The 20,079-nt window shown below is 61.3% G+C and carries 12 protein-coding genes and 1 pseudogene; 2 read left to right on the forward strand and 11 right to left on the reverse strand.

Annotation, left to right across the window (positions count from 1 at the left end):
• Window position 1 precedes the first annotated feature (1 nt).
• On the forward strand, window positions 2-214 hold the full coding sequence (locus GOALK_RS24425) for an integrase core domain-containing protein (protein WP_373278727.1): 213 nt from the start codon (window positions 2-4) through the stop codon (window positions 212-214).
• A gap of 159 nt (window positions 215-373) precedes the next feature.
• Here GOALK_RS24425 and GOALK_RS24430 read toward each other — a convergent pair whose 3' ends face one another.
• The 5 genes from GOALK_RS24430 to GOALK_RS21800 form a co-directional block, all read right to left on the reverse strand.
• Window positions 374-862, reverse strand: a complete 489-nt coding sequence (locus GOALK_RS24430; protein ID WP_006361009.1) for a Pycsar system effector family protein — start codon at window positions 860-862, stop codon at window positions 374-376.
• On the reverse strand, window positions 862-1,539 hold the full coding sequence (locus tag GOALK_RS21785) for an adenylate/guanylate cyclase domain-containing protein (protein WP_157139180.1): 678 nt from the start codon (window positions 1,537-1,539) through the stop codon (window positions 862-864). Before GOALK_RS21785 ends, GOALK_RS24430 begins: the two co-directional genes overlap by 1 nt.
• 160 nt (window positions 1,540-1,699) lie before the next feature.
• Window positions 1,700-2,434, reverse strand: coding sequence for an adenylate/guanylate cyclase domain-containing protein (locus GOALK_RS21790; RefSeq protein ID WP_006361011.1), 735 nt, complete (start codon window positions 2,432-2,434; stop codon window positions 1,700-1,702).
• Window positions 2,435-2,510: 76 nt separating this feature from the next.
• Entirely contained in the window at window positions 2,511-5,852 is a 3,342-nt protein-coding gene (locus GOALK_RS21795; RefSeq protein WP_006361012.1) for a DUF499 family protein, read from the reverse strand.
• 1 nt (window position 5,853) lies between these two features.
• Complete coding sequence (locus tag GOALK_RS21800) at window positions 5,854-8,595, reverse strand: DUF1156 domain-containing protein (protein WP_006361013.1); 2,742 nt, start codon at window positions 8,593-8,595, stop codon at window positions 5,854-5,856.
• 549 nt (window positions 8,596-9,144) lie between these two features.
• Between GOALK_RS21800 and GOALK_RS21805 the strand changes: the two genes are divergently transcribed.
• On the forward strand, window positions 9,145-9,984 hold the full coding sequence (locus GOALK_RS21805; RefSeq protein WP_157139181.1) for a hypothetical protein: 840 nt from the start codon (window positions 9,145-9,147) through the stop codon (window positions 9,982-9,984).
• Here the strand turns inward: GOALK_RS21805 and GOALK_RS21810 are convergent.
• From GOALK_RS21810 to GOALK_RS21825, 6 genes and pseudogenes are all read right to left on the reverse strand, one after another.
• On the reverse strand, window positions 9,981-13,391 hold the full coding sequence (locus GOALK_RS21810) for a helicase-related protein (protein WP_006361015.1): 3,411 nt from the start codon (window positions 13,389-13,391) through the stop codon (window positions 9,981-9,983). The two genes, GOALK_RS21805 and GOALK_RS21810, sit on opposite strands and share 4 nt — an antisense overlap.
• Window positions 13,392-13,553: 162 nt before the next feature.
• A complete protein-coding gene (locus tag GOALK_RS23675) occupies window positions 13,554-15,212 on the reverse strand; it encodes a TniQ family protein (RefSeq protein WP_081474376.1) in 1,659 nt (552 codons plus the stop codon).
• Between the two features lie 63 nt (window positions 15,213-15,275).
• Window positions 15,276-15,986: a hypothetical protein gene (locus GOALK_RS24435; protein WP_232283211.1), complete on the reverse strand. Its 711-nt coding sequence runs from the start codon at window positions 15,984-15,986 to the stop codon at window positions 15,276-15,278.
• Window positions 15,987-16,529: 543 nt separating this feature from the next.
• A pseudogene (locus GOALK_RS24440) lies at window positions 16,530-16,838 on the reverse strand (TniQ family protein); the annotation flags it as partial.
• Window positions 16,838-17,893: a TniB family NTP-binding protein gene (locus GOALK_RS21820; RefSeq protein WP_006361018.1), complete on the reverse strand. Its 1,056-nt coding sequence runs from the start codon at window positions 17,891-17,893 to the stop codon at window positions 16,838-16,840. The pseudogene GOALK_RS24440 and the gene GOALK_RS21820, both read right to left, overlap by 1 nt.
• Window positions 17,893-20,016 carry a transposase gene (locus GOALK_RS21825; RefSeq protein WP_232283205.1) on the reverse strand — a complete coding sequence of 708 codons (2,124 nt, stop codon included), beginning with the start codon at window positions 20,014-20,016 and terminating at the stop codon, window positions 17,893-17,895. The genes GOALK_RS21820 and GOALK_RS21825 overlap by 1 nt, the downstream gene beginning before the upstream one ends.
• Between the last annotated feature and the right edge of the window lie 63 nt (window positions 20,017-20,079).

Below are 20,079 nucleotides of genomic sequence, written 5' to 3' on the forward strand. Positions count from 1 at the left end.
CCTGCTCAACGAATGGGCCTACGCCCGCCCCTGGACCTCCAACCGCGCACGTAGCCGAGCACTTGACCAATTCCTGCGTCGATACAACACTCAACGAGGCCACTCCGCACTCGGCGAAAACCGTCCATCAGCCGGCTCACCGCCTGACAACAACGTGTCTGGTCACTCTGTCGAGATGCAGCGGAGATTAGCAGCGATACCCCCGGAAGTCTGACAGAACATGCGTGCGTCGATGAGTCGTGTCAATTTTGATTCTCCACGTGGTCGGCCATCCAAGTCACTTTCGGCGAACAATTGGCGCAGATCGATCTCTTGCGGCGGCCATGCAGCGGCAACCCCTCTGCTCTGACGACCGAGCATCGCCTCACACAAGTCAGTATGTCGCACAAATGCCAAGTGCCACAACGCCAATCGGAGCAAGACTCATAGACAACTGTACAAGCCGGTGCTTTGTCCACGCTATCTTGCTCATCTCCACGAGCTGTTTCGACAGAACCGGGAGAAGAGTCGGGCCCTCGAGCCGATCCTGAACGGCTTCGGGCGTCAGGTGCCGCAGGTGTCCGAAATAGACAAAGTTGTCCGGCGCCTCAACCTCGAGGTTGGAGGCCCGTAGGCGGGGACGCACAACCCAGGCCGCACATAGGACGCCAGCTACTAAGAGGAGGATGCCAATGACGTACCAGACTACGGCCCAGCCCCCAAGGTGATGGAACACCCGCCCCTCGCCCGACAGGGTGATAACTCCTACGAGGAGCGCGGTCTCAATTGTCAGTGCAAATGATGCCTTCGTATCGACCTTGCCCGTCCAGTCGACTAGCGCTGCATGGATCTTCCACGCAGTGTCAGTTGGGTCGGGTGCCATCAGATGCCCCAATAGGTGTTAGATCCGTAGACGGTGTTGTATGTGCCACCGATCCTGACTTGCGAGTACAGCTTGGACCACGAGCTTCTGCGAACACCAGTCGATTCGTAGTAGACGAGGTCATCCGGCAGTTCATCGAATACCCGGTCGGTGATGTACGTCGAGTAACCATTCTTCAGATCACTGAGCTTGGCGGCGATATTCGGCGCTCCCCCGACTGAAATCAGATCGTTGTTGTTGCGTGCACCCCCGCGCACAATTAGCGACTCGCCGGTATCAACTCCGACCCGGTGACTAATGTTGTAGAAGTCTTCACCGTCGCTCCAGTTCGATCTTATCGCTGGCCGAATGACCTCCTCGACGGCCCAGTTGATCGCTAACGCGGCGCGCACAGCGCTCCAATTCTTATCGTCGCCCATATAGATAGCCATCACCCGGTCCCCGTCGAAGGATCGAATCTCACCACCGAAGTGACGTAATATCCGAGTAGAGCTATTGACGAATGCCCGGATGATCTTTGCTGCGGTCTCTCTTTTGAGGCTCTGCGCAATCGTGCTCGAGTCTGCCAGGTCCGCGTAAGCATAGGTGGCATCCACGAGTCGCCCGCCGTTCTTCATCACGACATCTTCGGTTTCGGGGACCACGGTGCCGTTCGTGATGTTCCAGGTCGCGGCCATAATGTCATCCACACTCGACGCTATCGACGGATACATGGTCTGTCTCCTTTTAGCTCGAGGTTCCGGGAAAGGTGGGTCCTCGATTTCTCGGAAGGTGTCGGTACCAACTGTCTTTGAGAGATTAAAGCAGTCGCCTTCGCTAGGTTGCCAGTAGTTCCATCTAGGAGAACGTCCAGTGGTAGCTGCTCCGGTAGTAGCTGTAGTCCTTGCCTCCCATGCTCAATGAGTACGTTCCATCCCACATATTTGTGCCTTTGGATAGTTTGTGTGTCTCCGAGAGGTTGCCATATGTGCCTTTGCCAATTCGAGTTACGTATCCTGCTTCCGTCCCATCGCCCCGCACGTCGCTCAATTTGGCCGCGAGGTTAGGTGCGACACCAATTGAAATCAGGTCGTCACTGCCTCGGAAGCCGGCACGGGCTAAGAGCGTCTCCCCTGTCGCGATGCCACTGGTTTGCCTAAGAGTCCACCCGGCATCGCTGAGAGCAGGTATCTCCTTATGGAGCGCAGGGGTCACTATCTTGTTCACGGCCCATTTAATGTGCATCGCGGATTTGACCGCGCGATCTTCCTTGTTTGGGCCGGTAAAGATGCCCATGACACGATCGCCGTCGAAACTGCGGATATGGCCGTTCAGGCTTCGAATGATCTTGGTGCTGACATTGAGGAATGCACGGAAAGTCTGTGCCGCAGCTTCGTTGTCTGCAGTGGCCGCGAGTCCTGACGAGTTGAGCATGTCGGTGTATAGGTAGGTTGCGCTAACGAGCTTGCCTTCGGAGTACCCGAGGTCAACCGCCTCTGGCACGGTGGTTGTCGAGTCCTGCTTCTTCGTGACAGTCATCGGCTTTCCGATTGTCTTGTCGACTTGTGCATTGACCTCATCGAGTAGACCCATATCTCCTCCAACTGGTTGGGACTACGGACACTAGACGGGTACGACAGCTTGACCGGCTATCCGCAGCCCTCAGTACTCAGCTCTCCTCGAAACCCGACTGGTCAAACTTGAGGGTTCTGGCATTCTCGGAGACGGTGCGGACGCGGTTCTCGTTGAAGCCGTCGAAGTCGGTCGCTTCTATCTCGATCCGTACTGTCACGTTGGTGTTTTCCCCCGAACGGAGGTGGGCGAGTACTTCGTCGGCTACGTTCTTGAACTCCATCGCGATCATGTCAGAGTTGAGTGTCTTCACACCGTAAAAGCGTGTCGGCCAATCGATGTCCACCCTTGGGCCGGGGCCGGGAGGCGGGGTTGGGCCGGGGCCCGGCGGTACGGGGCCAGGTCCCGGCTTCGGCTCGGGGCCGGGCTCGGCCGAGCGCTGCTTCTCAGCGATGTCTGGCCGCACGAGTAGCAACGTGTCCGTGGCAACGGGTGCGGCACCCTTGTCCTCGGGCGTCCATAGGCCGATGTAGCGGCCGGCCGCCTGGTCGTAGTCGGTAGCGAGTGCGAACGCATCGGTCGACCAGATCATCGGCAGGTCAATGATGCCTTCGTCGAGTACCTTCCGATCTCGGAGCCGCGGCATGTAGGGGTACTGCGCGTAGAGCCCCCAAAGGGAACCCAGCGAGACGTGCCCGTCCTTCCAGATCTGCGGCACCTTGTTGATCGCCAGCCGGATCGTCGCGGCTGCCTGTCGTGTTGAGAGATCTCCGTCGTTGCCAAGTCGACGCGAAACGCGCTCGGCCAGTGACTCCGACTGGCCCTCGACTCTGGTCTCACGGATCAGGAACGGCGAGCTGGGTTCCGGCTGCGTCGGCACCATCGCCCAGGTGAATGTTTGTAGCAGGCGCGCGGTCACTGTCTGGTCGGCCTGATCGCGACGTTGCGCCGCTTGGTTCCTCTGGTTCTGCGTCAGGTCGAGGTCGGCCTCGTTGTCGAGGACGTGCGTCCAGCCGAGGAAGTCCCTGGTCGCGGAGTCGAGTTCTTCGAGGCGCGCCTCATCCGCGGCCAGGTAGACGACCATGTTGCGATTCGTCCGGTTGGCGCTGCCCCGTTGCTCGGTGGCCTTCTGCGCGAACGCTTTTGCGTCAGAATCCGTCTTGCCCTTGTGCGCCACCTTTGGGTGAAGGATGACCAGCCGCGCCTCGTCGGTGTCGGGGATGTCGGCGTTGCTTTCGGGGCAGACGTGGACGCCAGCAAACTCGCCGCGGGTGCGGCCCTGACTTTGGAGGCGGCGGACAATCTCGGCCCAGACGTCCTCCTTGTGCAGACGCTCCGCCTGATCCTTCGCTGTACGGGTGATGTTGGGCTGCAGGTCATACCAGTATTTGCCCGACCCGGAGTAAAAGTATGTCGCGCGGTCACCGAGCTGCGTCAGTGCGGCGTGGAAGTTGCCCGGAACGTCCCCAGGTACCGCGGTGCCGAGGAACACGCGCTGGGTGCCGATGCCCTTGTGGGTGGAACCGGGCGCGATGGTCGGTGCGGCGCCGAAGAACACGGTGCGCGCGAGTCGCTTCGTGAGGGCACGCTGCCCGAACAGCGGCTTCTCTTTGTCGATGCGTCCTGGCTCGGAGTTGGGTCCGTCGACATCGGCGTCGATGATCGTCTTCCAGGAGTCCTGAAGGTACTGTGTCAGTTCGGCATTCACGTTCGCGGTGGCGAGGGGGATCGAGCCGGGCATGATCAGCGGCGATGCATCCTCACCCGTCCAGAGCGCGTGGATGACCGTGCTCATCAGGCGCAGCACACCACGTGTGCGTTGGAAGCGTTCGAGGGATGACCACTCCTCGTAGAGAGTGTCGAACATTTCCGGATGGATCGGGTAGGTCCGCTTGATTCGGTCTTCATACGCGGTGTCTCGTGCTTCGCGCGGGAAGTCGTCGGTGTATTTGCGGTACATCTCGACGTAGGTTCGCGCAGTCGCACCGATGGAAGCGAGCGCGGCGGCGTCAGCGTCTTTGAACAGCCGCTGCTTGACGATGTGGTACGCCTCGTCGGACGACGCCGGCCGCCATTGATCTGCCACGCGACGCACGACGTTCTGGAGCCGTTTCAACGCCTCCAGACCGTGGGCGCCGCCGACTTCCTCGGCGTTTCCAGCGACTATATTGTCTCCACTGTCGCCACTTTCGGAGGCGGGGATCGAAATCGCCAGCAGGACACCCGAAGTGCCCTTGGCCGCCTCCGTCAGCGACTGGGCGAAGGTGAACTGGTCGTCGAACGTGCCACCGGCAAGGTCGTCACGGCCCACGAGTGATCGAGCGTAGGCGACCCACTCATCGATCAGAATGACCGCGGGAGCGTAAGTGCTCAGCAACTCGTGGAGCTTCTCGCCGGGGTGTGTGCGGTCAGCGTCAGACCGCGCGACAAGAGCGAACGCATCAGCGCCGCCGAGCTGCCACGCAAGCTCACCCCAGATCGTGTTGACCTGAGTTCCGTCGTCCTTGACCACACCCGACGGGCTGAAGTGGTTACCGACGATCGCGACCCGATTCACCTTGTCACCCCGGTAGCCGCTGGCTAGCAATAGCTCCTGGGTTGCCTGCGGATACTCACCCACTGGTAGACCGGCGGCAATATGCCACAGCGACAGCATCGAGTGTGTCTTGCCGCCACCAAAGTTGGTCTGAAGGTTGATGACCGGAGAGACGTTGTCGTCTCCGGCAAGACGTCGCACCGCTCGACCGATCAGGTCGCTCAGGCCTTCAGTTAGGTACGTGCGCCGGAAGAACTCGACAGGATCGGAGTAGTCCGAGTCGACCTCGCCGCCAGTCGCAACCTTGTACAGGTCAGCCGCGAACTCCGAGGCATGGAAGTTGCCCGTCGCAACATCATCGTGAGGCTGAAGAACCTCTCGCCAAGGTTTCAAACCCCCGATCGCCTCGGGATTGTCAACTGCCGCTTTCAATGCTCTCTTGTCGTCACGGTCAGCCGTCACGCGACGAAGGTTGAGACGAATGCCCTTGATCAGGTCACCCTCACCGGGCTTGGCAAGCAGGCGCATCAGCCGCTCCGCGGTGTCAAGGACGCGGTAGGCATCGTCGTCGGTGAAGGAACCGTTGTGTGCCCAGGTGTTTCGCGCGTTCTTGAGCTCTGTCGCGAACGCTTCACCAACACGACCGAGTGTGTCGGAGAACGGATACCAGCGAGGCTTGACATTAGTTGTGATCGCCGACTCCGTGAGCATCCGTAGCTGCACCTGGGGATCGAGAGGGTCATAGACCTTCCCAGTGTGTTTGTCTTTGGCCGCGACGAGTTGGACCCAGTTCGCGCCTGCGCTGGGATCTACTGCGCCGATCACCGAGGAGATGTAGTCATCCAGTGCCGGGGCGATGGCCTCGAACATTTTGCCGACGCGGTCGCGGTTACTCAGTGCCATGTCAGTTGTCCTCATCGAAGTCGAACGCGCCTTGCGCCTGGGTCGGTTTCCTCGCGGAGCGGGCAACTTCGAGAATCTCAGGCCAACTCGTCACAAGGCTGTTGAAGGAGAGAGCATCCTTCGTCCACCCATTAGCTTCTGCAACTCGGAAGAGTAGGTGCGCGAGCTCCTTCACCAGGTCGGCATCCACTGCCCCATCGGGCCGGCTCAGCGCGACCTGAAGGAAGTCACCAGCGGGTGCGATGCCATCCCGCTCCAACACCTTGATGAGGTGGTGAAGTGCTTCCCAGTTGCTCGTGTGGAGATCGGTTACAGGGTCATAGTCCCAACTCAGATCGGAAGGCTTGATGAGCTGCACCTTGCCGGCCCGGCTGGAGAGGATCCCGTCGCGATCCATGACGTCGACGGTTGTGTTGCGAGCGTTGGCGAGGTTGTTCGCGTCACCGAACGCGCCGACGTCGTAGCCGTGCTGGCGATACCAGGCAATGGCGAATCGGGAAGGCGCATCGAAGTCACCTTCCTGCTCATTCAGCACCTGGTCGAGAATTTCGTTGATCCTCGCGAGTGCAGATCGCACGGTCATCCTTTTGCCGTCCGGCTCCAAGACCGCACTGTACCGGCTGAACACTGCCATCCCAGGCCCGATGGCTGCCTGCGGTAGATCCACAGGAGCTATCTGACCCTGCTGCAGCCTCCTCAACGCCACTGGCAACTGAGCTTCCAAGGCAGCGATGAACCCTCGCCTGTCCGTCGTCGCAGAATCCGAGGCTCTTGGTCGCAGCGAGAGCACGATGGACGACGCCAACGCATTGGTTCCCTTCGCGATGAGGCGCCCGGCACCCTCTGTACGAAGGGGCCACGTCGAAGTTATCTCCCAGCCCGACCGAATCATGCCTTCCAACAGGGTTTCCCACCCGGTCGACGCCGACCCCGTCGCGTCGGACTCGCTCTGCTTGAACGCGTAGTACACCGTCGTTGGTAGATCATCTCTGGCAGATCGACGAGCGGAAGCAAAGACCTTCCGGAAACCGTCTTCAAAGAAGCTCTTTGCCTCAGCTTTGCTTCCAAGTCGGTACTGGTTTGCCACCAATTCCTCTGCCTTGGGAACGAGCATCGTGGATAGCAGCTCCGGATAGACACCTCGCAGACTCCTACGAAGCCAAACGTAGAAGAAGTCGGCAAGGTCCGAGTAGACGATGTTGTCGTAATACGGCGGGTCTGTGCTAACAAGAGATCCGTCAAAGTCCAAACTCGCCGCGTCGGCCTGTGTCGCGACACCATGACCGATTGGGTTCGCCTCGATGACCCTTGCCTCCTTGTCAAGGAGAGTAAGCCACCCCCCACCGAAGTCGGAAAGTACGTTCGCCTCAACGAAATCCCACGCCATGGGAATGGCCTGTCTGGCAAAGGTCTCGCGGAACGCCCCGCGATCGCTCATCCATGTGGTCACCGAAGAGGATAGATTCGTCATCTTGCTTTGAATGAACGCCAAGTAGGTCGCGACTGCGTCGGCGTAATCGTCGGATCCGCCGTCAGAAATCACCTTCGCCCGCGCGGAACCAACCAAGTCATTGAACGTAGCCAGCGCAACCAGCTGACGGTCCGTGAAGTAGTCCGCAAACGTGAAGAACCCGTATCGCTTGCCTTGGGCATTACCGCCGAAAGTTCCACGTGCACCCGCGCCGAGGTTTGGATCACTGGCCCGTAGGCGTCTCGCTTCATCGACCAGCCCGCGCGCAGCAGCGAGGTGCGGGACGGTCGGTTCGGAATAGACACGACGTCTGTTACCAGCAGCCACCACGGCCAGGAGTCTGTTCGGCGGCTTGTCGCTCACGTCGAGCTGACTATGGACCTGCTCGGGGGAAATCGCCGAACCGCAAACCCAACAATCAAATTTGGCGCCTTGACCACGTTTGTTCGCCTCACCGCGACGGACACCCGACTCGACGACGAACTCGACACGGCCGCTGGCGACGACCGGTCGAAGCCAAACTTCTTGACCGCGCTTCGTACTGAGATCCAGTGATGACACAAGTGGCACTTCGGCAGCGCAGGCTGGGTTCGGACACTGCACCGTTCTGGCCCAAATCCAGCCGATGACAGGGAGTCCATCTGCATCAGGATACTGCTTTCCAAGGCGCTTCCGCGCCTGCTCATGCACCCACTCGCCGTACTCGCGAACGTCGGCTGCTAACCCTTCCCCACCCGCCCAACCGCCGATGCGCGAGTCCTTCAGGCCCGGCCACACCGGCGCTTGGCCGGCGAACTTAGACGGCAGCTCGACCACTGCTTTGTTGAGCAAGACCGCAACAGGATTCAAGTCCGAGGCCCGTGCTTCAAGACCCAGCCTGAGCGCCTCTAGCGGAATGGCGCCGCCACCAGCGAATGGGTCGAGGATCGGTGGTGGGTTGCCGTCGGTCGACTTAAGGATCTCGGCGCGTGCCTCAGCAAGGAGGGCCTCGTCTCGTACGTTCTCCCACACGACCAAGCGCTCGATCATCTCGTGAAGGCGCTCGCGCTCCGCGCGCTGGAGTTCGTCGGTTGGAAACTCTGCGAGCCGCGATGAAGGATCGTCGACAAGCTGAGCAAAAAGCACGGCTCGCGCAGCTGCGAGCGGGCGTCGCGCCCACCACAAGTGCAGGGTCGAGGGGTGGCCGTACCTGATCGACTTCTCCCGGGCTGACTCCCGGTTGATTGCCTCCAGCGGTAGTGCCACCTCGATCAGTTTGCGCTTCTGAACCACGTCGACCCCTCTGCCCGCGCGCGGGCATGACCAAGCGGCGCCGGAGCGCCACGACTTCCACTGTCAAACCTATCGGTGACGTCCGACAGAATCGTGGGCAACGTCCGAGTTCGTCCGGCTTCGACCAGTGGTGACGGCGCCGTGGGGTATGGAGCCCGGTTACGACAGCGGACAAGCTCGCGGTCCGGCGTGGGGCGGCTGCGACGGGGCACGTTTCCCGTCGCGATGCCGCCCACCTGAACACCAGGTCGTCCGTGTGACCGAACAAGGTATTCCACCGAGCCGCTCGACTCCAGCTCCTTCCGTTCAGTGGGGCCACTCCCTCTCGGGTTTCCCTCACGTACTTGTTCGGACAACTCGTCGTCGTCCCTTCAAGGTACCCTGACAGAAGAGAGCAGGCTAGCATTAGCGCCGCACATAACCACAACGCTTGCGCTGATGGCAGTAGGCAGCCACTCGTACCTACCCCCACGCCTGTACAGTTGAGGCAACCACGGCAGCACAGTCAACTATTAGATAGCGGTGATATCCGTGTCAATCTCCTCACCGATGACCGCCCCGACCGGCACAAGCGACACCGATTCGGCCAGCGAACGTCGCCCAAGCCCTCTCGCGCTTTCTGCGGCAGCCGCACTTGCGCAGCGCGCTCGGGGCCGGTCGGCGCAGCTTCGCCGCATCTTCGTCGAACGGGAGGACGTCGCGACACCGACCCCACTCGCACGGATGATCCGTGGAGGCCGTGGCGGAGAGGTGCGCCTGAAGACCTATCTGTCCATGCTCTTCATCGCGGGTGCTGCCCCGTACGATGTCTCCTACCCCGCTCGCGCGTGGGCGACACTCCTCGACCTCGACAAGCCCGACACCAAGGGAGCGCGACGGGTGAACGAAGCAGTGTCATGGCTTGAATCCAACGAGTTCGTGACCGTCGCCAACAATCCCGGTCAGCCAAGCCGAGTGACACTGCTGAACGAACGTGGGAAGGGCGAGAAGTACCAGCTGCCGGGCGAGGTTTACAACAAGCTTCGGAACAAAGAGGGCGAAGAAGTCGCGAAAAGCAACCGCTACATCAAGATCCCTCCAGAATTCTGGACATCGGGTTGGCTTTCGGCGCTGTCGACTCCCGCCGTGTCGATGTACCTGGTCATTCTGTGTGCGCAGACCAGGAATGAAGTGTCTGAGGTCTGGTTTAGTCCCGACCAGGCCAAGAAGCTGTACTCGCTGTCCGCAGACACCCGATCGCGCGGACTCGCGGAGCTCCGCGACTCCGGCCTCGTGACAGTCCGACGCCGAGCGCTGTCGAATGACGTTTTCGACGTGCAGCGTTTCCGAAACGCCTACACACTCGACATCGACCGACTCAGCGAGTCAGCGAGCATCCCTGTCAGTTAGAACGGATGCCTCCCCTTGGCCCACTGCTTGGCCCAGTCGCCTCGGACGCCCGTCGCGTCGAAGTCGCCAAGGTCTGTGGTGGCGAAGGGATCTTCTATGTAGCGGACCTCGTCGTGCCTGGCGCCGCGTGAGTCGACACGGACGAGGGCGAGGCGGTAGCGCGGGACGGCGTTCTTGCCGACCATCACCTCGTTGTGGGTGACGAAGAAGTCGGTCGCTCCTTCGATACGCGCTTTGACCTCGATGCGGTAGGTGTCGCCCTTGGCGTCGGTGGAGAGGATGTCGAAACCGGGGTTGTTGAAGGGCTGCTCGACGGGCTTACGACCGAGCTCACGCTCGCGGGCCAGGACGAGGTCAACGCCGCGGCGTTCTACCTCCTTGGTCTCCTTCGCGTGGATGGGTGCGGCCGCGGGCAGGTCGGCCTCCAGGATTCCGACGGGGAGTACCAGTGCTGCGGTGACGATGCGTGGTGGCTTGGTCGACATGAGCTGCTGCTGGTCAAGCAGCCCGAGCCTCTTGCGTAGACGGGCGTCGAGTTCGACGGCCTTACGATTGAGGCTCTCCGACGATTCTTTCGGTTTCTCACCGGCGCGTTCCTTTTCCGACGCGACAGCGGCATCGAGAATCAGCCGGTCACGTTCACCTTCGAGCCGCTTGATGACCAGGTCACGTGCCTTATTCAACTCGGCAAGGCGCCTCGGCTGAACGTCGGCGAGGTAGTCGGGGAGTTGGTTGGCGATGATCCAACTCGTTGCTTTGTCTTCGGCGTCGGCCAGCCACGGAAGGGTGCGGGCTGCTTCGGTGACGGCGTTCGCGGGTGCCGCCACGCAGTCCAGGTAGGGTGCGGGGCCGGCAGGCGTCACGGTGCCGAAGCTGTCAACGTAGGCGTAGCCGAAGCGGCGTGCGACGGACTCTCCGCTCGCGTCGGTGACCTCTTCGATCACGCCGACGAGCAGGTGTGTCTCCTCCAGCGTCGAGGAAACCAAGACCGTGCCTCGGTTGAGGGAGGCACCGAACTGTCGCACGGACTCGTCCATGACCGCGTCGTGCAGAGGATGACCTGGGGCGAGTAGGTCGGCGCGGCTGAGTTCGTCGGCGTGGACCTTGCCGAGATCGAACGTCACTCGGTCGTATTTGGTGGCGATCGGCCCCTTGCCTGCCGCGCGTATTTGCTGGGGCACGTTCGCGATCTCGTAGCGACCCTGTTCGCGCTTCACGATGCGGCCACCGAGCCGAGAGAAGGCTGCCTTGAACGCCATCTCGATGTAGTGCGGTTGGAGTCTGCGAGCGCGGGCTTCGTCCATTGCCGCGCGCAGTGCATGCAGGTCGGCCTCAGCCAGGTTCTCGGACGCCAATGCCCGTTCGTCGAGGAGGTCTTTGAGTCCGTCCCCAACTGAAGCGTCGATGACCTGGTGCATCTTGGCCTTGATGTCGGGGCGCTCGCCGTATTGGATGGCGTCGAGCAGGAGGTTGCGCAGCGGGGTCTCAGTGAAGGCCTCACCGAGGACGTCGAAGACTTTTCCGCCGTAGGTCTGGCGCATCTGGTCGAGCTTCTCCAGCAGGCGGGTGAAGACCTCACCCTCGCGGGTGTTGGAGGCTACCAGGTTCCAGAGTCGGCAGACCTCTTCCTGGCCGATGCGATGGATGCGGCCGAAGCGCTGCTCGATGCGGTTAGGGTTCCACGGCAGGTCGTAGTTGACCATCAGGTGCGCGGCCTGAAGGTTGAGCCCCTCACCGGCGGCGTCGGTCGCGATCAGGATTTGGACGTCGCGGTTCTTGGTGAACTCCTCGGTGATCACGCGCCGCTCGCCTCGGCGGACGCCACCGTGGATCGCCTTGACCGAGTCGGGCTTGCCGAGCAAGGAGCCGATCTTGGACTGGAGGTAGTCAAGGGTGTCGCGGTGCTCGGTGAAGATGATGAACTTCCGGGGCCATCCGTTGGAATCGGTGACCAGTGCATTGTCCTGAAGGATCGTGGAGAGTTCGGTCCACTTGCGGTCGGTCCCGGCCTCACGAACCTTCTTGGCGGTCGCAGTCAATCCGGCGAGTTCGACAAGCTCTGCATTGAGCTCCTCAACGGTCTGCGCGGCTGTGGCCGCGTCCATCACGTCTTCCTCAAGCTGCTCCAACTCTTCAGCGTTGTATTCATCTTCGTCGAAGTCACCCGGGCCGATGACGTCGACGGGTTCCTTGTAGGTGCCATTCAGAATTTCGGTCTTCTTGCGTTCCAGACGCTCGGAGCGTCGGACGAGGCTCTTGTAGATCGCCTCAGGGCTGGAGGCGAGTCGGCGCTGAAGAACGGTCAGGGCGAATCCGACGGTGTTCTTACGTTTGCCGCCGAGCCTGTCGGCGCGGTTCATGCCCTCGCGGACATAGCGAGTGACGTCCTCGTAGAGGTCCTTCTCGCGCTCGGTCAACTCGTAGGGCACGGTTTCGGCGATGCGTTCGGGGAAGAGCTTTTTGCCTTCGAACGTCAGCAGGTCTTCCTTGACCATGCGCCGCATGATTCCGGTGACGTCGACAGACTTCTTCTGCTTGCCCTCGAACCGGTCGCGGTCGAGCAGGGTGAGGAAGAGCTGGAAGTCCTCTTCCTTGCCCGAGTGTGGGGTCGCGGTCATCAGCAGGAGGTGGCGGGTGATCTGGCCGAGCAGCTCCCCCAGCAAGAAGCGTTTGGTCTTCTCCAGCTTCCCGCCGAAGTAGTGCGCTCCCATCCGGTGTGCCTCATCGACGATGATCAGATCCCACTCGGTCTCTTTGAGTTGAGCCTGGAGTTCCTCGTTGCGGGAGAGCTGATCCATGCGCGCGATCAGCAACGGGTTGGTTTCGAAGACGTTGAGGTTGATGTTGGCGTCGATGAGCTGGTTGGTCAGCAGATCGAACCGCAGCCCGAACTTGAAAAACAGTTCGTCCTGCCACTGTTCAACCAGTCCACCTGGAGCAATAATCAGGCACTGCTTGACGTCGTCGCGGAGCAGCAGTTCCTTGATGTAGAGGCCGGCCATGATCGTCTTGCCAGCACCGGGGTCGTCGGCGAGAAGGAACCGAAGCGGGGTCCGCGGCAGGAGTTCCCCGTACACCGCGCGAATCTGGTGCGGCAGCGGCTGCACGTCGCTCGTGGCTACGGCGAGCATTGGATCGAACAGGCCGGCCAGCGAGATACGTTGGGCCTCGGCGACGAGCTTGAAGTCGCTGGCGGTGGCGTCGAACGCGCGGCTACCGCTGGTGGCGACACTGAGGTTGTCCTGGTCCTTGCGGAACACAACCTGCTGGCCAAGGCCACCTGACGCGTTCTGGTAGGTGAGTGCGAGTGCGTCCGCACCATGCCACTGCGCAGCGATGACAGTGATCACCTCTGCGGGAATGAGACCGTCGATTCGCAGACCGGGCTTCAACTCTTCAAGCTGCACGTGTGGACCTCCTGATTGCCAGCCCTCGAACGCTACCCGCCGACACTGACAGGTTCGCCATCGCCAGGAATTCAACGAGACCAAACCGAGTGGCATTGCCAGGCCTTCGAACGCTTGCTGAGAAGCTGTCGAAGACTTCGCTGAGGTGCCGCCCGACGCCCGTCACCTCGAATTCCCATCGGCGAGTTCGCGCAATGCTCGCCCCAACTCCTCCGGAAGCGTGTCACGAAACACTCGATAAGCCGCCTTCGATTGTCGGGTCACCGGCGGCGGCCACGCCGGGCTGGTGTCCAACCATCCCTGAGCAACTTCGCACCACATCCAAGTCACCGCGTAGGGGAGCGCGACCGCGCGCCTTCTCGGACTCGCCGACCGTGCCCAATCGGTAAACCACGTTTCGGGCGTACTCGCGAGCTTGGTGACTCGTCGCTCGAGCGCCCGAAAGTCCTGTTGATGCGATAGTTCCCTCGCTGCCGCGTTAGCGGCCGCAGCGATGTCTCGGGGACTCGCAGTCAGTCGCGTGCTCGCCGCTCGCGATGTCCGTCTGCCAATGTCCGGGTCGAGTTCGATACTCGCTGCAGCGGCGGACCACGTCGACCCTGGTCGTTGTGCGCGCGCAATACACAGGGAGGCGTACAGCCGCCCCGTGCTTTCCTGCGTTGTCAGCATCCCAGCGAAATGGCGACGGTAGGTGTGCTCGTCGAGAAGCTGAGGGATCGCGGAGAGCGGCAGATCGATCAACGCGTCGTGATGATCGATCTGAAGTCCGACATGGCGACGAGCTGAAAGCACCTGAACCACCAGCCAGCTCAACACCGGACTCGTTGCCGCGCGATTGACGATCCATCCTCTCGGGCCGCCCGGGACGTCCGGGATCAGATCGAACCACTCGGCCAACCGTGCGACGGCGTCCGCACTCTCCGGACTGGACAGAATCCCATCCGCCTCCGCCAGTGCTTCACCGCGGGTGACTGCACTTGTCGGCGGCTGAATACCCCACCGAGGCCCTCGAAGCTCAGTTGTGCGACCAGCGGCTTCGGCTTGGAGCTCTCCGGCCCATTCGACGAAACCCCTTGCGCGAGCCCGGGATGCGAGGTGAAGCAGAAGAGTGGTTAAGTTTCGGACTTCTGCGAGGTACGCGGGGGGCGCGAGAGCGCCATCGAGAACGCTCGTCTCTTCGCCTTCGATAGCGGCCGTAACCCGCTTTGCGGTCCGAATTGCACCTTCGGATGCAGCCGTCGGTTTCTCTCTCAGGATGGAGTGTCGGCAGGGAGCCGAGAATCCGAGCGGATTCCCGCACGGCTGGTGTTCATCGAGCCGAGGACGCAGCGGACTGTGGTGTCGCGTTCGAAAGCGCCGGCTACAACTTGAACACTCAGCGACCAGGTAGACGCCGTGGTCGGGACACACTGTCGAAACCGGTAGCTTCCACGACAGTTGCCAGATTCCGTCGTGCGATAGGCAGAGTGGGCATAGTTGCGTCCCATGCTGCGGGAACCAACCCTGGCAAACGATGGCGCGGTAGCTCGCCCGATCGAGCGGGTCGAAGCCGTCGAGGTTGAGTGGCGCGCCTCCGTCGTAGCGCACCAAGGTCGAGTTCTCGACGGCTGATGCCTCCAGCCCAGTGAGATCCACTATTCGGCCGACGAGGTCATCGCTAGGCCGGACGAGCATGAAAGCCGTCGAGACCGACGATCCGTCCCGGTTCTCCTTGAGCATGCGGACAAGACTCTTGGTCGTCAGATCGTTCACAAGTGCAATCCGCTCGAGGTACGAGTCAAGCGACTCGCGTGGATCAATTGCAACTCGAGCGGGGAGCATTAGCTCAGAGGCTCCGTCGCCAACGCAGTTTGGTGGCGCCCGCAGTCGGCGAGTGCCTGGAAGTCACGCACCCACACGAGTCCGGTCCTCTTCTGCGACTCGGTCCGAATCCACCGCACCGGAGTGTCGACAACCAACCTGACGCACAAGATCTTCGTCGGCGACGCAGAGTGCATCGGCGCCACTGCGGAGGATGAGACGGCCTTCTGGGTTGAGCGCGGCGTCAAATGCTTTCATGTGTTCGGCGTCTGGCCGTGTCCGCGGGCTATCACAGGTTGCATCGAACCACATCCAAGATGCGGCGAGCCGGGCGTAGCCATCGAAGTTCCGGGCGGCTGCGGGCAGGGTGCCGGCCAGGTCCGGTGGGACGGCCTCAATCCTTCTTAGCGCGTCGCGGCGCTCACGGTAGTTGACGAGCTCGTCGAGGCATAAAGCTCGCGCCAGATTCATCGCATGGGCAATGTCGCTCTCGCGGTAGAAGATCGGAGTCCACTTTGGCCACGCCCCTTTATAAATCGAGTAGCTACCAGCTTTCGTCAGACGGTAGGTCGGCTCGTCGGCAAGGCTCCACTGATCGCGCAACCGGACACATTGACTGAGAAGTAGCGCGACTCTGGAACGCCACAACCACTGGGCGGGGTCGAGCACGAACGGTTCGCCTTCTTGCCGGTAGATCCCTGGGATGTGGTCAAGCGTCAATTGAGTATGGCCAAGCACCAGCCGGATCAGATCTTCGCCGCGTGGATGGCGGACTGAGCTCTTCGGTAACCGCATGGTCTTGACAGTCTTCGCGCCAGTGCGGAGTACCCGTCGAGTGAAGACCTGCGCATCGGATATCTCAGAATTCTCTGGTCGGACAGCAGCGGGACGTGGATGTGGAGCAACTCGTGGTGTCAGCCACGTTCGCTGTTCTTCCCAGGCCATTGCGATGGCCAGTGCACGAACGGCGGGAGATCGCGGTAGCTCTACCTCGGACTCGCGACTCGTCGCAAGATCTGCCGTCGCAGTGGTCACCAACTGAGCATCCGCTGGGATCCAGTGTGCAGATCCTCGACTGAGCCGACGAGCCACCAAGGGTAGTTCCGCGCGGAGACACTCAAGTCGGTCGAGCGCATCGAAGTCATTCGCAGATCTGTGCGCAGCGGACGAGACCTCCTTGCAGACCGACAGAATCCGGTCGGGAACTCTGACCGGCTGCGTGGTGCCACTGCCGGGCATCCCGATGAGGTGTCCGCAGAAAAAGCAGACCGGAGACAAAGCCAACGCCCACTCTCGCAGTGCCACTCCGTATGGTGCGCAACGGCAATGCTGGCCCCACTCACGTGCCAGCCAGCCTTCCTTCGCGAGGACTCGACCATGGCAGTCATCAAGGGTCATCGCCGAAATGCGCGAGAAGGGCTGGCGCGTCAGCGTGGCCAGGTGCCGCAGAACCGGCTCGTAGTCAGACGCAGATCGCGATAACTGACTTCGACCAAGGATCTTGGCGACGGTGGTGCAGTTAGCCGTGGCCGCACGCAATACGAAGGACTCCAGCGATTCATCGTCGGCCGGAATCGGTCGAGCAGGCAGATAGCCGATACGAGGCTCTCGCATGGATAGGCCCCTTCCGGTATCTGCCGCTGACATCACACCCTGCTCTGCTTGCTACGGCGCCGAAGATCAATTTCCGCCTCTGCCGCCTGCGCGCGTTTACTGAGGCGGACTGCCTTCAGATGTTCTGGGGTTATCGTGTGCGTGCCGTCGGCAATCGCTGCAAGCGCCGCAATGCGGAGGAGTCGTGTCGCGTCGCCAACGTAGCCTTGAGATCGCTTCCAGATGGGTCCCGCGAGCTGTGAAGTGAGAAGCCCTTCACTTGCCCGGGGAAGATGCGGAAGGAGGTACCCTTCCAGCCCGTAGAGCAGTTGTTGCCACGCGTGTTGCTCCTCTGAAGTCTCGATTCCGTACGGACTGAAGCTCATTGACTGGAGGCGGCCGACGAGTTGGGCATCGCTCATGACGTCACTGGTTTCGAGGTCTGTCCCCACCAGAATCAAGCTGGCGTTGAATTCGCCGAGCTCGGTGTTCATGTACTTCACGTGATCGAGGACCTCGCGGCCACCCTTCCAGTCAGTCTTCAGTAGATGTAAGTCGTCGATTACAAGGGTGTGCGCTCCATGGCGTGCCAACGCCCTGACAGCGGCAATTGACGTCTGGTGGGCGGCGCCGGTGGCGGATAAGCGAAAGAATTCGAGAATTTGGGAGTTAAATGCTTTGACCATCGAGCCAGAAAGCAGATTTACCCAAACGACGGGGCATAGGTCTGCGTCGATCGTTGGCTGCGGGTTCCATGTAGGAAGTTCTGCAGGACCTTTCGGTGCATCGATGATCGATTCCACGTACTTCCTTGTAGCCCAGCGACGGACCGCTGTGCTCTTCCCGAGGGTACTTGCGCCTGTGACCGATGCAATTGCCTTCGCACCGGGGCCCGTTTCAGAATTCTCCTGCACGATATCAGTGAGTCGGTCTGCGACTGCTCGTGTCTCGTCCGTTTCGACATAGAGTCCATTCATCCATTTACGCAGCGCAACGACCGCCCGCCTGCGGTTGTCGGATGTCATCTTGTCCCAACCGTCCGACGTGTACCGAGGTGGTTCTGGCAACTCCGGTCTGGTGCAGGCCAAATGCCAAGCGAGAGAGTCCATCAGGTCTCAGTCCGCATTGTCGGCCACGGGACTTCGAGGATGTCCAAGGGAACGTCCTGGGGTGAATCGGTATGGGGCGTCTTGGTGCGTGCTCCGATGCCGCCCGACTGAGTGGCTTCGTCGCGGGTTGCACCTTGGGCTAACTGAGCCTCTTCGTGGTCTTTGCGCGATTGTTCAACTCTGCGGTGCGCCGCTGACAGTTTGGCAGTCCAGTCAGTTGGAACGGGACCAGAGGTGAGTTCAGTGAGCTCGTCGAAGATCTGCCGCTGCGCTGAGCCCCGACTCAGAATGTGGTTGCCGCCGCGTTCGCGGACGCGCCGCCTAACAGCCTGAACGATCGTATCGGTCATCGGCGCGTCAGTGAAGAAAGATCCTCGCCACGCAACGGGGCGTACACGGCCGGTCTCGGGGTGCGGGAACCAGATGCTCGACAAGTCGTGCGGGTCGACAAGAAAGGGAACCTTGTTGTCGTCGTCCCTGAACTGGCCCCGTGCGACATTCCGGAAATCATCGAGTAGCTTGCCGTCGTAGACCATCTCAGCAAACTCGACACCTGCGACTCCGACTGTGCCCCACTTGACCGGAAGCATCTGATAGATCATGTCTGCACGCTGCGGTACGTCGATACGGCCGGTGACGTCGAGCATGATGTCCCAGAGCTCCAAAGGACTGGTGCGAGCGGTGGGCTCACCACCGATAACCAAGCCTGTGTGCCACGACCGGTGGTAGTCCAAGGCGACGAATCGCCGAAGGTGTTCTTCCAGTTCGGCGGCCGTGACCAATGCCTCCTCGGCGACCAATCGGCCGCGCTCCGAGGTGTTGCGACCTTTGTAGCCAGGGAGCTGTTGAACGGCCCGCTGTAGCGTCTCGTGCCAGCGTTCAACGTGGGGGTTGTCCGTTGGCTTCTTCCCGCGACTGAGCAACAAGTCAATCCCGAAGTCACGCAGAATCGCGCGGAAGTGATCGGCCACGAAGATCGAACCGTGGTCGGCGCGGATCGCGTCCGGCATGACGCCAGGGATGTGGTGCTCTCCTTGAAGCGTAGTGAAATCGGGTGCAACACTTCTGCGCCCAACCTTGACCGCTACATCAGAAGCGTCGACGACTTGGGGCAAACCGGCCCAGCGCCAGTGACTGATGGTGGTGCCCTCCACCATCATCGAGAACGGGCGGCAGATGTCGTAAAGAAGTAGCCCGGCATCGATTCCATCGGCGCTCTTCGGCACCACGCGCAGTGCGAGGATCACTCTGGTGGCGACGTCGATCGCAGTGAGGATTTCGACGCTGAAGGGTCGCCCGAGAAGCGGGTCATATACGAGGTTATCCGCCCTCGTGGCGTCGATGGCGACTATTTGCCCAGGCCTGATTGCGGGGAAGTGCTCTTTGCCCGATACGCGCTGTAGCGACCGGCTTCTCTGGGTGCGGGTTGTTGCGCCCGCGCCCCGTTTAAGGTGCGCGAGATACTCTGCCGTCAGGCGCTGCGGCGTGGAGACATCCACGTGCCCTGCACGCTTGAGCTCAACCTTGATCCGCCGATCAAGCTCGCTGATGTTGACGTCCGCCCGATCTCCGTCCAGGGTCGCGAAGACCAACTCAGCAACAGTCCGATAGCGCTCATCGATTCGCTCCCACGTCTGTTCGCGACGCAGGGATCTGGCATCGAGGAGCCCGAGTAGTCCGTCGCGTTTCCAAGCACGCACCCAGTTGCGGATGGTGCTGTCGACCGGAGCCGATCGCTTGATCTCACCGTTCGCGATGCGGCGTTGTAGGGCACGATCTCCCGCAGCTTCTTGCTGCAACGCGACCGCCATCGCGCGACAGCGCGCCGCCTCGGAGACGCCGAAGCCTTCGCCGAAGGGTGGGCGCGGTTCGCCGTCGCGCGCGAGTTCGGCGTGACCGTCCCGGTAGCCGGTCAGTATCTCTTGCACGATTTCAAGTTTGTCGAGGGCGGCTCGGCGCGTTTCCTCAGACAGGCCATCCCAGTACGGGCGGAGCGCCGGTCTGATTGGCGCTACATCGCCATCGACCACGACTCGCACCTCGGCGAGTTCGGGCCAATCGACGTGCAAGGAATCGCCGACGCTGGTGCGGAGGTCTACGCCGGCCGCTGATACCGCTGTCACCAGACCGGTTCCCCACTCAGTCAGAAGTCGGCCACCGACCTCAACCACCGTGCGACTTGTGTC

The organism is Gordonia alkanivorans NBRC 16433, assembly GCF_000225505.1.
In the GTDB taxonomy this organism is placed as follows: Bacteria; Actinomycetota; Actinomycetes; order Mycobacteriales; family Mycobacteriaceae; genus Gordonia; species Gordonia alkanivorans.